Genomic DNA, 17,400 nt, shown 5'->3' with positions numbered 1-17,400 from the left:
AAATTAAATATGTATACCGGATTAGTACACACCCACTCTTTATTAAGATACGTTGTCTTAATTTTAATTTTAGTTGCCATTGTTCAATCTTTAACAGCAGGCAGCAAGCCATATACAGAGGGAAATAGAAAAATCAATTTATTTACTTTGATATCGGCACACATACAATTGGTTTTAGGTTTGGTATTGTATTTCATGAGCCCAAGCGTAGATTTCTCTCAAATGAGTAATCCTGTAACCAGATACTGGAATGTAGAACACATCAGCATGATGATTATTGCCATTGTTTTAATAACCGTAGGGCACTCTAAATCTAAAAAAGCTGTAGAAGCAAAAGCAAAACACAAAGCTATTGGGGTTTTCTACTCTATTGCATTGCTGATTATTTTAGCGGCTATCTTCACCATGAAAGATAGAAACCCTTGGTGGAATATGTAAGGTTGGGTAAATCCTTTTTTTGAAGAAAAAATTCTGTAATTCAAATTTCTTTATATTTTTGCTGCACAATGAAAATGAAAACAAATACTTTAAAGTGGTGGTGGTACAGTCATATGTAGCATCGGTTATTGTATTTGAAGAAAAATTGAATTTCAACCCAAACCTAAACAAATATCAAAACCCGACGCTAAACTGTCGGGTTTTTTTGTTTCATCAGGTAAAAGCATAAAAATGGAAAAATATAAAATCAACATCGTTCATCATAAATTACTGGCAGATACTACCACGCCAGTAAGTATATATTTAAGGTTAAGAGATGTTTTCCCAAACACCTTATTGTTAGAAAGCTCTGATTACCATAGCAAAGAAAATAGCATGAGCTATGTTTGTTGTGACCCTATAGCTGGTATTAAACTAGAAAATGATGTTTTTACAGCCACTTTCCCAGATGATAAATTCATCAGAAAAGAAAAAGGCACCTTTAATTTGGTAGATGAGGTTAGTGCTTTTAGAAATAGTTTTGAAAGTAATGCCGACCCTAGTTTGAAGTTCATAACCGACGGTTTATTTGGCTATTTTACGCATGAAGCGGTTACTTATTTTGAAGATATCCAGCTTAAAGCTGATACTAGAAAAGACCGTTCTATACCAACCATGCAATACCATGTTTACAGGTATATTATTGCTATAGACCACTTCAAAAACGAGCTTTACATCATCAAAAACGAAACAGATTTTGATAAAGAAAGCACAGGTTTAGAAAAGATAGAATACCTTATCAAAAACAAAAACTTTCCCGAGTATAAGTTTTATGTAGATGGTGAGGAAACATCAAACCTAAAAGACGAGGAGTTTAAAGCTTTGGTAGAAAAAATGAAAAAGCACATTTACAGAGGTGATGTTTTTCAAATTGTACCATCGAGAGCTTTTCAAACGCCATTTAGGGGTGATGAATTTAACGTTTACAGAGCTTTAAGATCCATCAACCCATCTCCTTACCTTTTTTATTTTGATTACGGAAGTTTTAAAATTTTTGGTTCATCGCCAGAAGCCCAATTAACGATTAAAAACCGAGTTGCAAGTATCTTCCCAATTGCCGGAACTTTTAAAAGATCTGGAAATGATATAGAAGATAAAGCCATTGCAGAGAAATTGATGAACGACCCGAAAGAGTCATCAGAGCATGTGATGTTGGTTGATTTAGCCCGCAATGATTTAAGCAGACATTGCAAAAATGTAGAGGTTAAGGCTTATAAAGAAGCCCAATTTTACTCGCATTTAATCCATTTAGTTTCTAAAGTTAGCGGGACTTTAAAAGAAGGTGTCAATTCTTTTAAAATTGTGGCCGATACCTTCCCGGCAGGTACGCTTAGCGGTGCACCTAAATACAGAGCCATGGAAATCATCGATGAAAATGAAAATATAAAACGCAGTTTTTATAGTGGTGCCATAGGTTTTTTAGGTTTTAACGGAGATTTTAACCACGCCATCATGATTAGGTCTTTCTTGAGCAAAGACAAGCGATTACACTACCAAGCAGGCGCAGGTATTGTTGCAGATTCTGATGCAGAAAGTGAGTTGAATGAAGTAAATAATAAAATTGCAGCGTTAAGAAAAGCCATTTTTATGGCTAAAGAAATTTAAGTTATGAAGATTCTTGTTATTGATAATTACGACTCGTTTACCTATAATTTGGTGCATTTACTTCATGAGTTGGGGCATGATGCTACCGTTTGGAGAAACGATAAATTTAAATTGGAAGATGTAGAACAGTTTGATAAAATTTTATTATCACCAGGGCCTGGTATACCCTCAGAGGCTGGTTTGCTTTTAGAGGTTATTAAAAATTATGCGGCCAAAAAAAGTATCATGGGCGTTTGTTTAGGTCAGCAAGCCATTGCCGAAGTTTTTGGTGGCGAGTTGTACAACCTGAGCAAGCCTGTACATGGTACTGCTACACAAATTCAAGTAACTGCAAAAGACGCTACCTTTGAAGGTTTACCAACACAATTTAAAGTGGGTAGATACCATTCTTGGGCAGTAAAATCAGAAAATTTACCTGCCGATTTAGAAATTACTGCGGTAGATGAGCATGGTGTTGCCATGGCCCTGAAGCATAAAACTTTAGATGTTAGAGGAGTTCAGTTTCATCCAGAATCGGTTTTAACCGAGTATGGAAAAGAAATGATTAATAATTGGTTATCTCATTAATAGCTTACATGAATATTTTAGATAAAATTGTTTTACGCAAAAAGGAAGAAGTTGCCGCTTGTAAAGCTAAAACCAGTATCGCCGATTTAGAAAAAAGAGCTGCTTTTTCACGTGAAACTTATAGCTTAAAAGACTTCTTAACGCATCCAGAACGTACGGGTATTATTGCCGAGTTTAAAAGGAAATCGCCATCTAAAGGAATCATTAACAACCAAGTTACGGTAGAAGAAGTTACTACAGGTTATAATCAGGCAGGCGCATCGGCTTTATCTGTTTTAACAGATCGTGATTTTTTATGGGGCATGATGATGATTTAATGGCTGCAAGAGCGGTAAACAACATCCCTATTTTGCGTAAAGATTTTATGGTAGATGAATATCAGATTATAGAAGCCAAAGCTATTGGTGCTGATATTATTTTACTGATAGCTGCTTGTTTAACCAAAGAAGAAATAACTGCTTTTGCAAAATTGGCTAAATCTTTAGGTTTAAGTACGCTTTTAGAAGTCCATAGCCAGGAAGAGCTTGATTTTAGTTTAAATCCATACATAGATGTTGTTGGGGTAAACAATAGAAATTTAAAAGATTTTACAGTTTCTATAGATACCTCATTACAATTGGCGCAAACTATTCCATCAGAATTTTTAAAAGTTTCTGAAAGTGCTATCGATAGTCCAGAGACCATCAAAATATTAAAAAAAGCAGGCTTCAATGGTTTTTTAATTGGAGAGAATTTTATGAAAACTGCCAACCCAGGTAAAGCCATGCAAGATTTTGTTCATCAGCTATAGCTAGTGGCCTGTTTTGTGTTGTAAATGTCATATACTTTAGCATTTAAGCCATAAGCTTCTAAATGATTGAATAATGTTTAGCTTAGCAACAGAATTATTAAATGCAATAATTGATTAAATAATCATGATAATTCTATGAAACAAGAACACATTTTAGCTATTGATATTGGCGGAACAAGTATTAAAGCAACTGTCTTAAATACCTCCGGAGAGATGTTGGTAGAATATCAAAAAGTTCCTACTCCGGAAAAAGCAAGTCCAGAAAATGTTATCAAAGCCATTAAGAAGCTTACTGCTAATTTTCCTTCTTTCGATAAAATATCCGTTGGTTTCCCTGGTTATGTAAAAAAAGGCATTATCGCTACAGCGCCTAACTTAGGCACTCCATTATGGGCGGGTTGCAATTTGGCTCTCCTTATTGCAAAAGAACTAAAAAAGCCCGTAAGGTTACTTAATGATGCTGATATGCAGGGTTTTGGCTTAATATCTGGCGAAGGCTTAGAAATGGTTATTACTTTAGGAACCGGCTTTGGTACCGCTTTGTTTATGGATGGGAGTTTACTCCCGCATCTAGAATTGGCGCATTTGCCAGTTAGAAAAAATCTTACTTACGATAAATTTATTGGTGACGATGCTTTAATTGAGGATGGCCTAGAAGAGTGGAATAAAAATGTAAAAGATGTTTTAAAGACATTTAAAACCGTAATTAATTACGATAAACTTTACCTTAGTGGCGGAAATGCTAAAAAAATAACTTTCAAACTAGACGATAATATAAAAATTGCTCGTAACAGAGACGGAATAAAAGGAGGCGCTTTCATGTGGCAAAAAGATGATGATTTTTGCGTACAATCGGTAAATCCCTAAATAAAACTTAACTAAACAAAATAGGTATCACCAACCTATAATAAAACGATGAAAACCACAAACATTAAACCCAAACCAACAGTATTTACCATTTTTGGTGGAACCGGAGACCTTGCCGCCAGAAAACTAATACCAGCACTGTATAATTTATACTTAGATGGCTACATGCCAGCAAAGTTTACCATTGTAGGCTTGGGAAGAACAGATTATGATAACCAAAAATTCAGAGAAATTTTATTAGATGGTATCAATAAGTTTTCTAGAAGCGGAAAAGCTGATGCTGCAAAGTGGAAAGTGTTTTCTTCTTGTATCCAATACTTACAATCTGATGCTAAAAAAGACAAAACATATCAGGATTTAGAGGCTATCATCAAAGAAAAAGATCAGGAGTGGGGCGAAGAATCTAACATCATTCATTATTTATCTGTAGCGCCACAGTTTTTCCCTATCATTTCTAAGGGTGTTGCCACTATTAACATCGAAAATAAAGAACAAAGAAATAGAATTGTTATAGAAAAACCTTTTGGACACGATTTAGACTCGGCCAAAGAACTAAACAAACTCTTACAATCTTTATTTGATGAAACCCAGATTTACCGTATAGACCATTATTTAGGTAAAGAAACGGTTCAGAATATGATGGCTTTTAGGTTTGCAAATGCTTTGTTTGAACCTATTTGGAATAGAAATTATATAGAACACGTTCAAATTTCTGTTACAGAAGATATTGGCGTAGAAGACCGTGGTGGCTATTACGATGGTTCTGGCGCTTTAAAAGACATGGTGCAAAACCATATTTTACAAGTTTTATGCTTAGTAGCTATGGAGCCACCAGTAAGCTTTAACGCTGATGAAGTACGTAACCGTAGAGTTGATGTTTTAAGAGCCATTAGAAAATTTGGTCATGAAGAAGTTAAACATAATACCGTAAGAGGGCAGTACGCTAGTGGCTGGGTGGCTGGTGAAGAAGTTTTAGGCTACCGTGAAGAAAAAGGCGTAGACCCTAATTCTAATACCGAAACTTTTGCTGCTTTAAAATTCTTTATTGATAACTGGCGTTGGCAAAATGTACCTTTTTATGTAAGAACAGGTAAGCGTATGCATCAAAAAGCATCGGTTATCAGCATACAATTTAAAGATGTTCCGCATCCAATTTTCCCAATTGAGGCATCAGAAAGTTGGCAACAAAATAGGTTAATCATCAGTATTCAGCCAGAAATGAGCATCAGGTTGCAGGTACAAGCTAAAAGACCTGGTTTAGATATGATTTTAAACCCTGTGGATATGGTGTTTAATTATGATGGTACTTATCCGGCAGAATCTCCTGAAGCTTACGAAACTTTATTGTTAGATGTGATGGAGGGCGACCAAACACTTTTCATGAGGGCCGACCAGATAGAGGCTGCTTGGGAATTGTTAATGCCTGTGGTAGAAAACTGGGAGTCTAGAAAAAGCATCAATTTCCCTAATTACGCGGCAGATAGTTGGGGCCCAGAAATTGCAGAGGCTTTAATAGCTAAAGATGGTTTCCATTGGTTTACCATGCCTGTAAAAAACAAAAAAGATAAAAAGTAATGAAACTGAATATATTTAAAGATGCTGATGAGGCTATTGTTGCTATAGCAGATTATTTCATCGCAGTAGCGAATGAGGCTATTCAGCAAAATGGGAGCTTTAATGTTTCCCTTTCTGGCGGAAGCTCGCCAAAGAAATTGTTTGAGCTTTTGGCTAACGATACTTTAAAAAATAAGATTGCTTGGGAAAAAGTTTATTTCTTTTTTGGTGATGAACGTTATGTAGCACATGACCATCCGGATAGTAATTACTTAATGGCTTATAAAGCTTTATTTGCTCCTTTAAGCATCGGCGAAAGCCAAATTTTTAAAGTAGATACAGGCTTAGACCCTGCCAGTGCGGCTTTAAGTTATGAGAAATGTATTTCGCAGCATTTTAAAGGAGAGCCTGTTTTTGATTTGGTATTATTAGGCTTAGGTGATGATGCTCATACGGCTTCTTTATTCCCAGGCACTTCTGTGCTTTGGATAGACGAAGAATTGGTGAAAGATGTTTACCTGCAAGATAAAGCGGTTTACAGAATTAGCATGACAGCACCTCTAATTAACAAAGCTAAAAACATTGCTTTTTTAACTTTTGGTAACGCTAAAGCGGATGCTATAAAATCTGTTTTAGAGGATGAAAAAGATATTACAAAATATCCGGCACAGTTGATAAACCCTGTAAATGGAGATTTACAATGGTTTATAGATGAGGCTGCTGCTTCAAAATTGAAATAATTTTTTTGTATTTTAGAGAAGAGGGATGTTTAATGCATCCCTTTTTTGTTTTAGCTGGATAAGGATGTTTTTTGGCCATTTCGCACAAGGCTGTCTTACCCTAGCCGGGTAGCGGCTTCTTTCTTTTCCTTGATGAAAAGAAACAAAAATCAAGGCTGATAAATATTTGTCGTTTCGTCTAAATAAATCTTTATCCACAATCCTGAGTGGTGTGAATGGTTTTATTTGATGAAGGTTTCTACAACACCCGTAGGATTGTTTTCCGATAGTTCTCTGTGAAAGTTTATGCAAAAGATTTATTTGCCTACACATCCAAATCTTCATAGGCCATCTTCGTTCTTTGGAAAAGTTTTATTTAATATTATTGGAAGTCTCTAAATATCCGCTTTTTGGGGTCTTTCTACTTTCTACTCTGTACTTTTTACTTTATACTCCCAGAAAAGAGCAACCATTCATAAAAAAACAGCCTATCCCGAAGCGCATGAGCAATCCCCAAGAGCCGGAAAAACGAAAAAACAGCAGCAGAAATTAAAAAATCTTGCACAACCAAGCCTATAGCGTATGCGGTTTTGTGTTCGAGCTTGCACTAACGTTCATAAACCGCTTGCTAGCAAAAATAAGCGCTCACTGTTTTTGAGTGTGGGAGAGCTTTGTGCGGCAAAGGCTCCAGCGGGGATTGTTCAGGACTTTTGGTTCCTTTTGGTCCCTCAAAAGGAACGAGCCCCGCCGGCGATAGAGGCGGATTATTATTTTAAGATATTTGAATTAATGGGTTGTATCATACAAGCTTTTCCAGCCTCATAGTAGGCCAACCCTAGGCACTTTTTCTTATAAAAAAAGTCAGTTAAACTAAACCTAAACAATTTCAATCTGATACTGCTGAAGCAAACCACTTAAATTGTGCATGGAGAATTTAGCTTTTTTTAATTTATTAAGTTCTGGATTGATACTAAAGTTATAAGCAGAACTTAAATCGGATTTCTCTAAATTGGTATTGCTAAAAGTAGTTTTTGATAAATTGCAGTTGGTAAAATAGGCAGCACTTAAATCAGCATCAGAAAAATCTACTTCTTGTAAGCTACAATTGATAAATTTTGTGCTTTTGATTTTTAAACTGAAGAATGACGAATGATTTAAATTACAATCTGTAAAAGAAAAGGCTAAACCAAAAGTATTACAATCTTCAAATTTTAAACCTAAGAGTTTGCAAGCATCAAAATGAATATTTCTAAAAGCAGTTTGAGGAAGCTTTACCATGCTGAGGTTACAGTCTTTAAAAGAACAATCTAAAAACTTATAACCAAATAGGTTAAGTCCTTCAAAATTACAATTAATGAATTTACAATATTCATAGGAGGCTTTTTCAAATCCAGCTATTGTAAAATCTATCTTTTCGAAAATTTTTTCCTCAATAAAAGAGTCCATGATGACTAAGCTAATGAAGCTCAAAATATAAAAAATGAGCAATAAAACTTAATATTGTAGAAAATTAATAGCATGAGCATTTCAGAGATTTACGATATATATCTTAAACACCCCATTGTATGTACTGATACTAGAAAAATAAGTTCGGGATGTTTATTTTTTGCTTTAAAAGGAGATAAGTTTGATGCTAACCAGTTTGCAGAAGAAGCCTTAAAGCAAGGGGCAGCATTTGCTGTAGTTGATGATATAAATGTTGTAAAAGGCGATAAGTTTATTTTAGTGGATGATGTGCTTAAGACTTTGCAGTATTTAGCAACACACCACAGAAAAGCGCTTAAAATACCCGTTATTGGTTTAACAGGCTCTAACGGTAAAACCACTACAAAGGAGTTGATAAATGCTGTTTTAGCTCAAAAATATAATACTTACGCCACGCTAGGGAATTTAAACAACCATATTGGCGTACCCTTAACTTTGCTTGCTATTACTCAAGATAAAGAATTGGCCATAGTAGAAATGGGAGCCAATCATCAACAAGAAATTGCCATGTTGAGTGAAATTTGCCAGCCCGATTTTGGTTTAATCACCAATGTAGGGAAGGCACATTTAGAAGGTTTTGGTGGTTTTGAAGGTGTAAAAAAAGGCAAAGGAGAGCTTTATACTTTCTTAGAGGAAGCAGGCGGAACCGTTTTTGTGAATGAGGATAACCTACACTTGCAGGATATGCTTAAACATAAAAAGTTTAAGGAAACTATCTTTTACGGCTCATCTGGTAAGGGCTTGGTTAATGGTAAGTTGCTGGCTAACAATCCTTTTTTAGAGGTAGAGTGGCAGCATAATGGCGAAACTTTTAAGGTTAAATCTCAATTAACAGGTACTTATAATTTCGAGAATATTTTAGCCGCTATTGCTATTGGATTAAAGTTAGGCTTAAAAGCCGAAGAAATTAATCGTGGGATAGCTGTTTATGCGCCTCAAAACAATCGCTCGCAGGTTATTGCAACCAGTAGAAATACGGTAATTGGCGATTTTTATAATGCCAACCCAAGTAGCATGCAAGTAGCTATTGATAATTTGGTGAAACTAGAAGCTACCGATAAAGCCTTAATTTTAGGTGATATGTTTGAGCTAGGCGATGAAACTTTAGCAGAGCATACGGCTATTGCCGATAAAATACAAGAACATCAATTTAAGGGAGTGTATTTAGTGGGCGAGTATTTTTATGAGTTAAAGGATAAATATCCTTATCAGTTTTTCAAAACTGCTGATGCTTGTAAGGAATATCTTATAGAAAATCCTTTAAAAAACCAGCTTATCTTACTAAAAGGCTCTAGAGGTATGAAGTTAGAAGTGCTGTTAGAGGTATTGTAAATCTTTGTTAGTTTAAAGTTGCCGGTTGTGAGTTCTGGCTCATGTTGTAGCTAAATATTATATTTAAGGAGATAGCCTTAATACTCGATATTTCATAAAAAAGGGGAGCAATTTTAAAATCGCTCCCCTTCTTTTTGTGCTACTCTTATTTCTTTTCAGGAAGTAAAATCATCCTAACAAAGTTACTTTGGTTAAAGTACTTAGCTGCACTAGCTTTAGTACTGTTTATGCTTACTTGTTTTAAGGTATCTAAATAAGTAAGAACCTTTTTAGGGTCTTCTCCGCTAGCATAAGCGTTTTGTAAGTATCCCAACCAAAAACCATTATCTCTTAACTGAATTTCTAGTTGTCTTCTTTCTTCGGCATTAAACTTCTGGATATCTTCTGCCGTAGCGCCGTTTTGTTTTAGCTTGTTAACCTCATCAATGGCAGCTGCAATAAGCTTATCAACATTAGCCGTAGCACAACTAAAGTTAATACTGATGGTGTATTTTTCTTTAGGCTCATCGTTATAGCTGATACCAACTCTTGGGCTATAAACGCCACTTTCTTTTTCTCTCAAGCGCTCAGTAATCTTAATATCTAAAATGGCTTTTAAGGCGTCTAATTGAAGGTTTTCTTCATCAGAATAGTTATAATCTCCATGATAAATTAAAGCTACTGTGGCTTTATCTTCTAAACCTTTGTAAACTTTTTTAGTGATATCGCCTTTAAGAGGCTCTAAACCTAAATCTTTAAAGTTTTCTTTGTTATTGTTAGCTGGTAAACTTCCTAAGTATTGTGCAAGCAAAGGTTTAATTTCATCAACCTTGAAATTACCCACGAAAGTAAAGGTAAAGTCGCCAGCATTTGCAAAACGCTCTTTATAGAAGTTTAAAGCTTTATCAGCAGTAATTTGGTCTAACTCGTTAATTTTAATAGACTGTGCTCTTTTTTTGTAAGCGTTCATCACGGCAGTTAAAGTATCTTGATAAACCGCAGTAGGTTGCGATTCGCGGTTTGCTAAAACCGCTTTCATTTCTTCTAATTGCGTTTTTAAAACTTTTTCGTCTTTTCTAGGAGCTGTAAAATATAAATGAGTTAACTGTAAAGCTGTTTCAAAATCTTTTGGTGATGATGAACCACTTAAGCCTTCTCTGTAATTGCTAATAGACGGACTAACGCCAACTACTTTTCCGGTTAGTAATTTACCTAGTTGGCTCTCATCAAACTCGGCAATACCAGAAGAATTTACCAATTGGTCTGCCATTTCTGCCGAGCGGAAAATATCATCGCTAGCTAAAGAAGTACCACCTTTACTGGTTGCAGCAAAAATAATCTGGTCGTTTTTAAAATCTGTAGGTTTTAAAATTACTTTAACCCCGTTAGATAAAGTTAACGCAGTAACATTAAGCTCGGCTATTTTATTTTCAGCAGTAATGGTACCAGCGTTAGGTTTTTTAGCCATTAATGGTTTGTTAACCACTTGGTCTACATAAGGCTGTACATCCGCCCCAGCGGTTTTAATCCAACTTATATAATCAGCCTCTGTAGGTAAGTTGGCCTTTTCTTTTTCGGGAGCTTGTAAAATGGCAATTAAATTCTCTTCTGTAAAGAAAGTAGCCGCCAGTTTATTTACATCTTCTAAGCTAATTTTATCTAGATTTTTCTTGTAGAAATTGTAAGTATAATCTACAGATGGAATGGCTTGTCCTTTTAAAAAGTTTTGTACATAAAGTTGTACAAAATTTGTCGACTTAGTTTTGTCTTTTTCTTTAAATTGTTTCTCTACCCCAGTCATGATATTGGTTTTTACCCTATCCAATTCTGTTTGGGTGAAACCAAATTTTTTCATTCTAACGTTTTCTGCAACCACAGCTTGTACCGCAGCTTTTAAACCTGCTGCATCTTTAGAAACGGCTACAGTATTAAAGGCATCTAAGTTTACTAAACCACCTTGGAAAGCGCTATAATTACTTTGTGCAAAAATGAAAGGTGCATTCCCTTTTTGTACAATTTCTGTTAAACGGTTTCCAAGCATGCTGTTAATCATGCTGGTTTTTATTCTGGTGATGAGCTCATTTTCCGTTCTTTCTACTACTTCTTGATGTTTTACCGTAATAGCGGCTACGTTGTAAGGAAACTCAGGGTCGGTAATAATTTTCACCAAAGGTTCTTTATTTCCAGGGATGGTAAATTCTTCTCTTGTTCTTTCTTTTTCAGGATTTTTTAAATCAGAGAAGTTTTCAATGATGAGTTTTTCAACCTCGGCTACATCAAAATCTCCAACAGCAATAATTGCTTGTAGGTTAGGGCGATACCAATCCTTGTAAAAAGCCTTGATGGTTTCGTACTTGAAAGATTGTAGCACATCAACTTTACCAATAGGTAAGCGCTCTGCATATTTAGAATTTGCTAGTAATACAGGTAGCAATTGCTTGCTCATTCTTTCTTGAGCATTTTTACCACGCTGGCGGTCTTCTTCAATAATAACACCACGTTCTTGGTCTATCTCTTTATCCTCAAATGTTACATGACCAGCCCAGTTGGCTAAAATATCAAAGCCTTTTTTAAATACCTCGGTACTATCTGTTGGAAGTGGTAATTGATAAACCGTTTGGTTGAAACCGGTATAGGCGTTTAAATCGGCACCAAACCTAACGCCAGCTTTCTGTAAATAACTTATTAAATCATTTTTAGGGAAATCTCTTGTACCGTTAAAGGCCATATGCTCTGTAAAATGGGCTAAGCCTAGTTGGTCATCGTTTTCTAATATAGAACCAACCTTGTTCACCAAATAAAGCTCGGCCCTATTTTTAGGCTCCACATTTTTTCTGATATAATAAGTTAAACCGTTGGGTAATTTTTTAATGATGACATTACTGTCTACAGGAATTGTAGCAGCTGCGTTAGCTTTTTCCTGCTTGTTGTTGTCTCCTGCTACTTTTGGGCTACAAGCATAAACTGCCATACCTAAAGTTAGCACAATAGCGTAGTGGTTAATTTTCATATTGTTAGTGTTATTCTAAAGCTTTTGATTGCTAAATATAAGTTTTGTTACGCATAAATTTTAAAACTTTTGCTGCTAGTAAATAAGATGTATATTTGCGCCATCATTAGGGGTGCCTTGTATTGCTAAAATGATAAGCATGCACAAATACAGGCTGAGATTAAACCCATTAGAAAGATAAAAAGGTAAAACCTCTCGTCTTTCTAAACACCTGATCCGGATAATGCCGGCGTAGGGAATAGGTAAAACAATAATTTTTTTGAGTAGTGTAGCCCCTAGCTGCTTTTGTTTAATTTTTAAATTGATAACATTGAGAAAATTTACATTAACAGTTCTTATGGCAATTGCTGCTCCATTGTGGGTGGCTGCCCAAAATGCTATTTTAAAAGGTAAAATAACCGATGCTGCCACTAAAGAAGCCATGGCAGGTGCAACGGTTACTTTATTAGATTACAATTTACAAACCCAAACTGATGCAAATGGAAGTTTTAGCTTCAATAAACTAAGAAACGGAAATTACCAAGTGCAGATTACTTTTTTAGGTTTCAAGCCCTTAGTAAAAGCCATCAGCATAAAAGACGATACACAAGTTGATTTAGCTTTAGAGAAAGCTTTGTTTTTGGCTGATGAGGTTATTGTAAGTGCTACCAGAGCATCGGCAAACTCGGCAACTACCTATAAAAACTTAAGCAAAGCCGATATTGAAAAGAATAATTTAGGACAAGATTTACCTTTCCTACTTAACCAAACGCCATCTGTTGTGGTAACATCAGATGCAGGTGCGGGTATTGGCTATACAGGTATCCGTATTCGTGGTTCTGATGCCACACGTATCAACGTTACGATTAACGGTATTCCTTATAATGATACCGAAAGCCAAGGTACTTTTTGGGTAAACTTACCAGATTTTGCTTCATCAGTAGATAATATCCAAATACAGAGAGGTGTTGGAACTTCTACCAACGGAGCGGGAGCTTTTGGTGCAAGCTTAAATATCCAAACCTCAACCCGTTACGATTCTGCTTTTGCCGAGGTTAATAATTCTATTGGTTCTTTCGGGACCATTAAAAATACTTTAAAAGTGGGTACAGGTCTTATCAATGGTAAGTTTAGTATTGATGGTCGTTTATCAAGAATTAAATCTGATGGTTTTATTGATAGAGGATTTTCTGATTTAAAGTCTTTTTACGTTTCTGGGGCTTATTATGGCAAATCAAGTATTTTAAGAGCCAATGTATTTTCTGGGGCCGAGCAAACTTACCAATCTTGGTACGGTGTACCGGAGGCTAAATTAAGAGGAAGCCAAGCAGATTTATTAACGCATTATTTTAATAATCTAGGTTCAACTTATTTTACACAGCAAGATTCTTTAAATCTTTTTAACTCAAATCCACGTAAGTATAATAGTTATTTGTATGATAATCAGACTGATAATTATCAGCAAGACCATTATCAATTGCTATATGCAAAAGAAATAAATAGCCAGTTATCTTTTAACGGAGCTTTACATTATACACGTGGTAGAGGTTATTATGAAGAGTTTAAACATCAAGAAGATTTTGAAGATTATGGTTTTGCGCCTTTTCTGATTGGTGCAGAAACTATTGATAAAACAGATTTAATAAGACGCCGTTGGTTAGATAATGATTTTTACGGATTAACTTATTCTTTAAATTATAAGCCAAGTAAAGCTTTAGATTTTACTTTAGGCGGTGCTTATAATGAATACAAAGGAGCACATTTTGGCGAAGTTATTTGGGCCAGATTTGCCCAGCTAGACAATAACAAACAACGTTATTATGATAACGATGCTACTAAAACAGACTTTAACGTTTTTGGTAAAGCAACTTACAGTCTCAATAATTTTAGTATTTATACCGATTTACAATACAGAAGAGTAAATTACTCTTTCTTAGGTTTTAATAATGCAGGCAATAATGTACAGCAAAGGGATATCCTAAACTTTTTCAATCCAAAATTGGGTTTAACCTATCAAATAGATAAAATAAGTAATGTTTATGCATCTTTTGCTAGGGCCAACAAAGAACCTAATAGAGATGATTATACCGAGTCTACGCCAGGCAGCAGACCCTTGGCAGAAAGATTAGATAACGTAGAAATAGGCTATCGTTACCTAAGAAAAAATGTAACAGCAGGTTTTAACCTTTACGGGATGTTTTACAAAGACCAATTGATTTTAACGGGCGAGGTAAATGATGTTGGCGCTTATGTAAGAGATAATGTTGATAGAAGCTACCGTATAGGTGCCGAGTTTGACGCTAAATGGCAAATATCTAATCAGCTAAGTTGGGCAACCACAGCCACTTTAAGCCAAAATAGAATTAAAAGGTTTAGCGAGTTTTTTGATGTTTACGATGCTAGTTTTGATTATCTGGGACAAAGAGAAAACCAATACACCAATACGGATATTGCCTTTTCGCCTTCTTTTATTGCCTCTAATGAGTTTGCTTACAAACCTATTAAAGCTTTGGAAATTGCTTTGTTAACCAAATATGTAAGTGATCAATATTTAGATAATACCAGTAATAATGCTCGCAAATTAGATGCTTTCTTTGTTAACGATTTAAGATTGAGTCATAATCTTAATTTTAGAGGTGTTAAAAATGTAAACCTAAGTTTATTGGTTAATAATATCTTTAACGAAAAGTTTGAAAGTAACGGATATACTTTTGGATATATTCTAGATAATAACTTAATCACAGAAAATTATTACTACCCGCAAGCTGGAACTAATTTCTTGCTAAGCTTAAGCGCTAAGTTTTAATAGGATTTTTCTTTATCATAAAAATGCCCTCAAGAAAGTGTCTAACTTTTTGGGGGCACTCTAGTTTTATACTGTTGTTTTGATATGTAATTCTACCTTTTGTTTATCATCTATGGTAGAAGGAGAATCTATCATGACATCTCTTCCCGAGTTATTTTTAGGGAATGCAATAACATCACGTATAGTGTCTAAACCTGCAAAGATGGATACCAATCTATCAAAACCAAAAGCAATACCACCATGCGGAGGTGCGCCATACTCAAAGGCTTCCATTAAAAAACCAAATTGTTTTTGAGCTTCTTCTGGGCTAAAGCCTAAATGCTTAAACATGAGTGATTGTAACGCTCTATCGTGTATACGGATAGAACCACCACCAATTTCGGTACCGTTAATAACCAAATCGTAAGCATTGGCTCTAACAGCTGCTGGGTCTGTATCTAATTTAGCAATATCGTCTGGTTTTGGCGATGTAAAAGGATGGTGCATGGCGTGGTAACGCTCTGTTTCTTCGTCCCACTCTAATAAAGGAAAATCTAATACCCAAAGTGGTGCAAATTTATTTTTATCTCTTAAACCTAAACGGTTACCCATTTCTAAACGTAACTCGTTTAACTGTTTACGTACTTTATCAGGGTTTTCTCCAGCAAGAATTAATACTAAATCGCCAGGTTCTGTAGCAAATGCTACCGACCATTTTTGTAATTCTTCTTCGTTAAAGAATTTATCTACTGATGATTTTAAAGTACCATCCTCGTTATGGCGCATGTAAATTAAGCCTGTAGCGCCAATTTGCGGACGTTTAACAAAGTCTGTTAATTCATCTATTTGCTTACGTGTATAAGAAGCGCAACCTTTCGCATTGATACCAACAACTAAACCTGCATTATCAAAAACTGGAAAACCTTTGCCCTTAACTAGGTCTTCTCCCTCTCCTTCGGAGAGGGTCGGGGTGAGGCTCACAAACTGCATCCCAAAACGGGTATCTGGCTTATCAGAACCATACAAACGCATAGCATCATCATAAGACATTCTTGGGAAATCTTGAATATCCAGATTTTTTACGTTTTTAAACATGTGGCGTACCAAGCCTTCAAATAAATTTAGGATATCTTCTTGCTCGATAAATGCCATTTCACAGTCTATTTGGGTAAACTCAGGCTGTCTATCGGCTCTTAAATCCTCATCTCTAAAACATTTTACAATTTGGAAATACCTATCAAAACCAGAAACCATTAATAATTGCTTAAAGGTTTGCGGAGATTGAGGCAAGGCATAAAACTCGCCTGGGTTCATACGACTTGGTACCACAAAATCTCTGGCGCCTTCTGGTGTAGATTTTATTAAAACAGGTGTTTCTACTTCTAAAAAGTTTTGCGCATCTAAATATTTTCTGATTTCCTGAGCCATTTTGTGACGCAGTACTAAATTATTACGTACCGGATTTCTTCTTAAATCTAGGTAACGATATTTCATTCTTAGCTCGTCTCCACCATCGGTTTCATCTTCTATCATGAAAGGAGGGAGCTTTGCAGCGTTTAAAATTTCTAACTCAGAAACTTTAATTTCAATATCTCCGGTGGCTATTTTAGGATTTTTACTGGTTCTTTCTATAACCGTACCGCTTACTTTTATCACAAACTCTCTTCCTAATTCGCGGGCTTTTGCTCTCATTTCGGCATTATCATCAGCATTAAAAACCAATTGGGTAATACCGTATCTATCTCTAACATCAATAAAAGTCATGCCTCCTAAGTCTCTGGATTTTTGTACCCAACCACTTAACACAACCTGAGTTCCCAAATCGGCAATCGTTAATTCGCCACACGTATGAGTTCTATGCATTTTCTTTGATTTATTTTAATGTAGGACACGAAGATAAAAAATCTTATGAAAGTGTTTGCTTTATTAGAGCCTCTAAAGTGAAAATATAAGAGTTTGAGGAGGGTTTTGAGCAATTTTATATTTCGTATATTTACTTATCAAATGAAAATATCAGCAAATGAAAAAACTAACAAGAATAGTTTTAGATCCTAATGTTATGGGCGGAAAGCCATGCATTAAAGGTTTAAGGGTTACTGTAGGTACACTTATTGGTCTTTTAGCGTCTGGCCTTTCTTTTAAAGATGTTTTGGAAATGTATCCTTACTTAGTTGAAGAGGATTTAAAAGAGGCTCTTGCTTATGCTGCATGGCGTTCTGAAGAATTTGAAGCTCCTCTAGCTACTGCATGA

The 17,400-nt window shown here is 35.5% G+C and carries 12 protein-coding genes and 1 pseudogene; 10 read left to right on the top strand and 3 right to left on the bottom strand.

Annotated features, from left to right (window positions below; genetic code table 11):
• Positions 1–9 precede the first annotated feature (9 nt).
• From FYC62_RS13660 to pgl, 7 genes and pseudogenes are all read left to right on the top strand, one after another.
• Positions 10–438 (top strand): hypothetical protein, encoded by a 429-nt coding sequence (locus FYC62_RS13660; RefSeq protein ID WP_039452318.1) that lies wholly within the window; start codon positions 10–12, stop codon positions 436–438.
• Between the two features lie 231 nt (positions 439–669).
• Positions 670–2,082 (top strand): anthranilate synthase component I family protein, encoded by a 1,413-nt coding sequence (locus tag FYC62_RS13655; RefSeq protein WP_149075338.1) that lies wholly within the window; start codon positions 670–672, stop codon positions 2,080–2,082.
• A 3-nt stretch (positions 2,083–2,085) separates the two neighbouring features.
• Positions 2,086–2,649: an anthranilate synthase component II gene (locus FYC62_RS13650; protein ID WP_149075337.1), complete on the top strand. Its 564-nt coding sequence runs from the start codon at positions 2,086–2,088 to the stop codon at positions 2,647–2,649.
• 8 nt (positions 2,650–2,657) lie between these two features.
• A pseudogene (gene trpC, locus FYC62_RS13645) lies at positions 2,658–3,439 on the top strand (indole-3-glycerol phosphate synthase TrpC).
• Positions 3,440–3,574: 135 nt separating this feature from the next.
• Positions 3,575–4,306, top strand: coding sequence for an ROK family protein (locus tag FYC62_RS13640; protein WP_149075336.1), 732 nt, complete (start codon positions 3,575–3,577; stop codon positions 4,304–4,306).
• A gap of 48 nt (positions 4,307–4,354) precedes the next feature.
• Entirely contained in the window at positions 4,355–5,881 is a 1,527-nt protein-coding gene (zwf, locus tag FYC62_RS13635; RefSeq protein ID WP_149075335.1) for a glucose-6-phosphate dehydrogenase, read from the top strand.
• The gene (gene pgl / locus FYC62_RS13630) at positions 5,881–6,600 is read left to right on the top strand and encodes a 6-phosphogluconolactonase (protein WP_149075334.1); all 720 of its coding nucleotides are present in this window, start codon (positions 5,881–5,883) and stop codon (positions 6,598–6,600) included. Before zwf ends, pgl begins: the two co-directional genes overlap by 1 nt.
• A gap of 855 nt (positions 6,601–7,455) precedes the next feature.
• Here pgl and FYC62_RS13625 read toward each other — a convergent pair.
• Positions 7,456–8,025 carry a pentapeptide repeat-containing protein gene (locus FYC62_RS13625; protein ID WP_240534743.1) on the bottom strand — a complete coding sequence of 190 codons (570 nt, stop codon included), beginning with the start codon at positions 8,023–8,025 and terminating at the stop codon, positions 7,456–7,458.
• A 72-nt stretch (positions 8,026–8,097) separates the two neighbouring features.
• Between FYC62_RS13625 and FYC62_RS13620 the strand changes: the two genes are divergently transcribed.
• Positions 8,098–9,396, top strand: coding sequence for a UDP-N-acetylmuramoyl-tripeptide--D-alanyl-D-alanine ligase (locus tag FYC62_RS13620; protein WP_149075333.1), 1,299 nt, complete (start codon positions 8,098–8,100; stop codon positions 9,394–9,396).
• Positions 9,397–9,541: 145 nt separating this feature from the next.
• Here FYC62_RS13620 and FYC62_RS13615 read toward each other — a convergent pair whose 3' ends face one another.
• Positions 9,542–12,385: a M16 family metallopeptidase gene (locus tag FYC62_RS13615; RefSeq protein WP_149075332.1), complete on the bottom strand. Its 2,844-nt coding sequence runs from the start codon at positions 12,383–12,385 to the stop codon at positions 9,542–9,544.
• 337 nt (positions 12,386–12,722) lie between these two features.
• Here FYC62_RS13615 and FYC62_RS13610 point away from each other — a divergent pair, with 337 nt between their 5' ends.
• Positions 12,723–15,170, top strand: a complete 2,448-nt coding sequence (locus FYC62_RS13610; protein WP_149075331.1) for a TonB-dependent receptor — start codon at positions 12,723–12,725, stop codon at positions 15,168–15,170.
• A 66-nt stretch (positions 15,171–15,236) separates the two neighbouring features.
• On the opposite strand, the gene aspS is transcribed toward FYC62_RS13610, so the two are convergent.
• On the bottom strand, positions 15,237–17,012 hold the full coding sequence (aspS, locus tag FYC62_RS13605; protein ID WP_149075330.1) for an aspartate--tRNA ligase: 1,776 nt from the start codon (positions 17,010–17,012) through the stop codon (positions 15,237–15,239).
• Between the two features lie 157 nt (positions 17,013–17,169).
• Here aspS and FYC62_RS13600 point away from each other — a divergent pair, with 157 nt between their 5' ends.
• Positions 17,170–17,400, top strand: a complete 231-nt coding sequence (locus tag FYC62_RS13600; protein ID WP_039452289.1) for a DUF433 domain-containing protein — start codon at positions 17,170–17,172, stop codon at positions 17,398–17,400.

It is taken from the genome of Pedobacter aquae, assembly GCF_008195825.1.
In the GTDB taxonomy this organism is placed as follows: Bacteria; Bacteroidota; Bacteroidia; order Sphingobacteriales; family Sphingobacteriaceae; genus Pseudopedobacter; species Pseudopedobacter aquae.
This window is presented reverse-complemented; position numbering and strand designations above follow the sequence as displayed.

Bases quoted from the DNA above. Each gene is read 5' to 3' on its own strand.
- FYC62_RS13625 (WP_240534743.1), bottom strand. From the start codon at position 8,025: ATGGACTCTTTTATTGAGGAAAAAATTTTCGAAAAGATAGATTTTACA.
- pgl (WP_149075334.1), top strand. From the start codon at position 5,881: ATGAAACTGAATATATTTAAAGATGCTGATGAGGCTATTGTTGCTATA.
- FYC62_RS13615 (WP_149075332.1), bottom strand. From the start codon at position 12,385: ATGAAAATTAACCACTACGCTATTGTGCTAACTTTAGGTATGGCAGTT.
- FYC62_RS13660 (WP_039452318.1), top strand. From the start codon at position 10: ATGTATACCGGATTAGTACACACCCACTCTTTATTAAGATACGTTGTC.
- FYC62_RS13610 (WP_149075331.1), top strand. From the start codon at position 12,723: ATGGCAATTGCTGCTCCATTGTGGGTGGCTGCCCAAAATGCTATTTTA.
- FYC62_RS13655 (WP_149075338.1), top strand. From the start codon at position 670: ATGGAAAAATATAAAATCAACATCGTTCATCATAAATTACTGGCAGAT.
- FYC62_RS13640 (WP_149075336.1), top strand. From the start codon at position 3,575: ATGAAACAAGAACACATTTTAGCTATTGATATTGGCGGAACAAGTATT.
- zwf (WP_149075335.1), top strand. From the start codon at position 4,355: ATGAAAACCACAAACATTAAACCCAAACCAACAGTATTTACCATTTTT.
- FYC62_RS13620 (WP_149075333.1), top strand. From the start codon at position 8,098: ATGAGCATTTCAGAGATTTACGATATATATCTTAAACACCCCATTGTA.
- FYC62_RS13650 (WP_149075337.1), top strand. From the start codon at position 2,086: ATGAAGATTCTTGTTATTGATAATTACGACTCGTTTACCTATAATTTG.
- FYC62_RS13600 (WP_039452289.1), top strand. From the start codon at position 17,170: ATGAAAAAACTAACAAGAATAGTTTTAGATCCTAATGTTATGGGCGGA.
- aspS (WP_149075330.1), bottom strand. From the start codon at position 17,012: ATGCATAGAACTCATACGTGTGGCGAATTAACGATTGCCGATTTGGGA.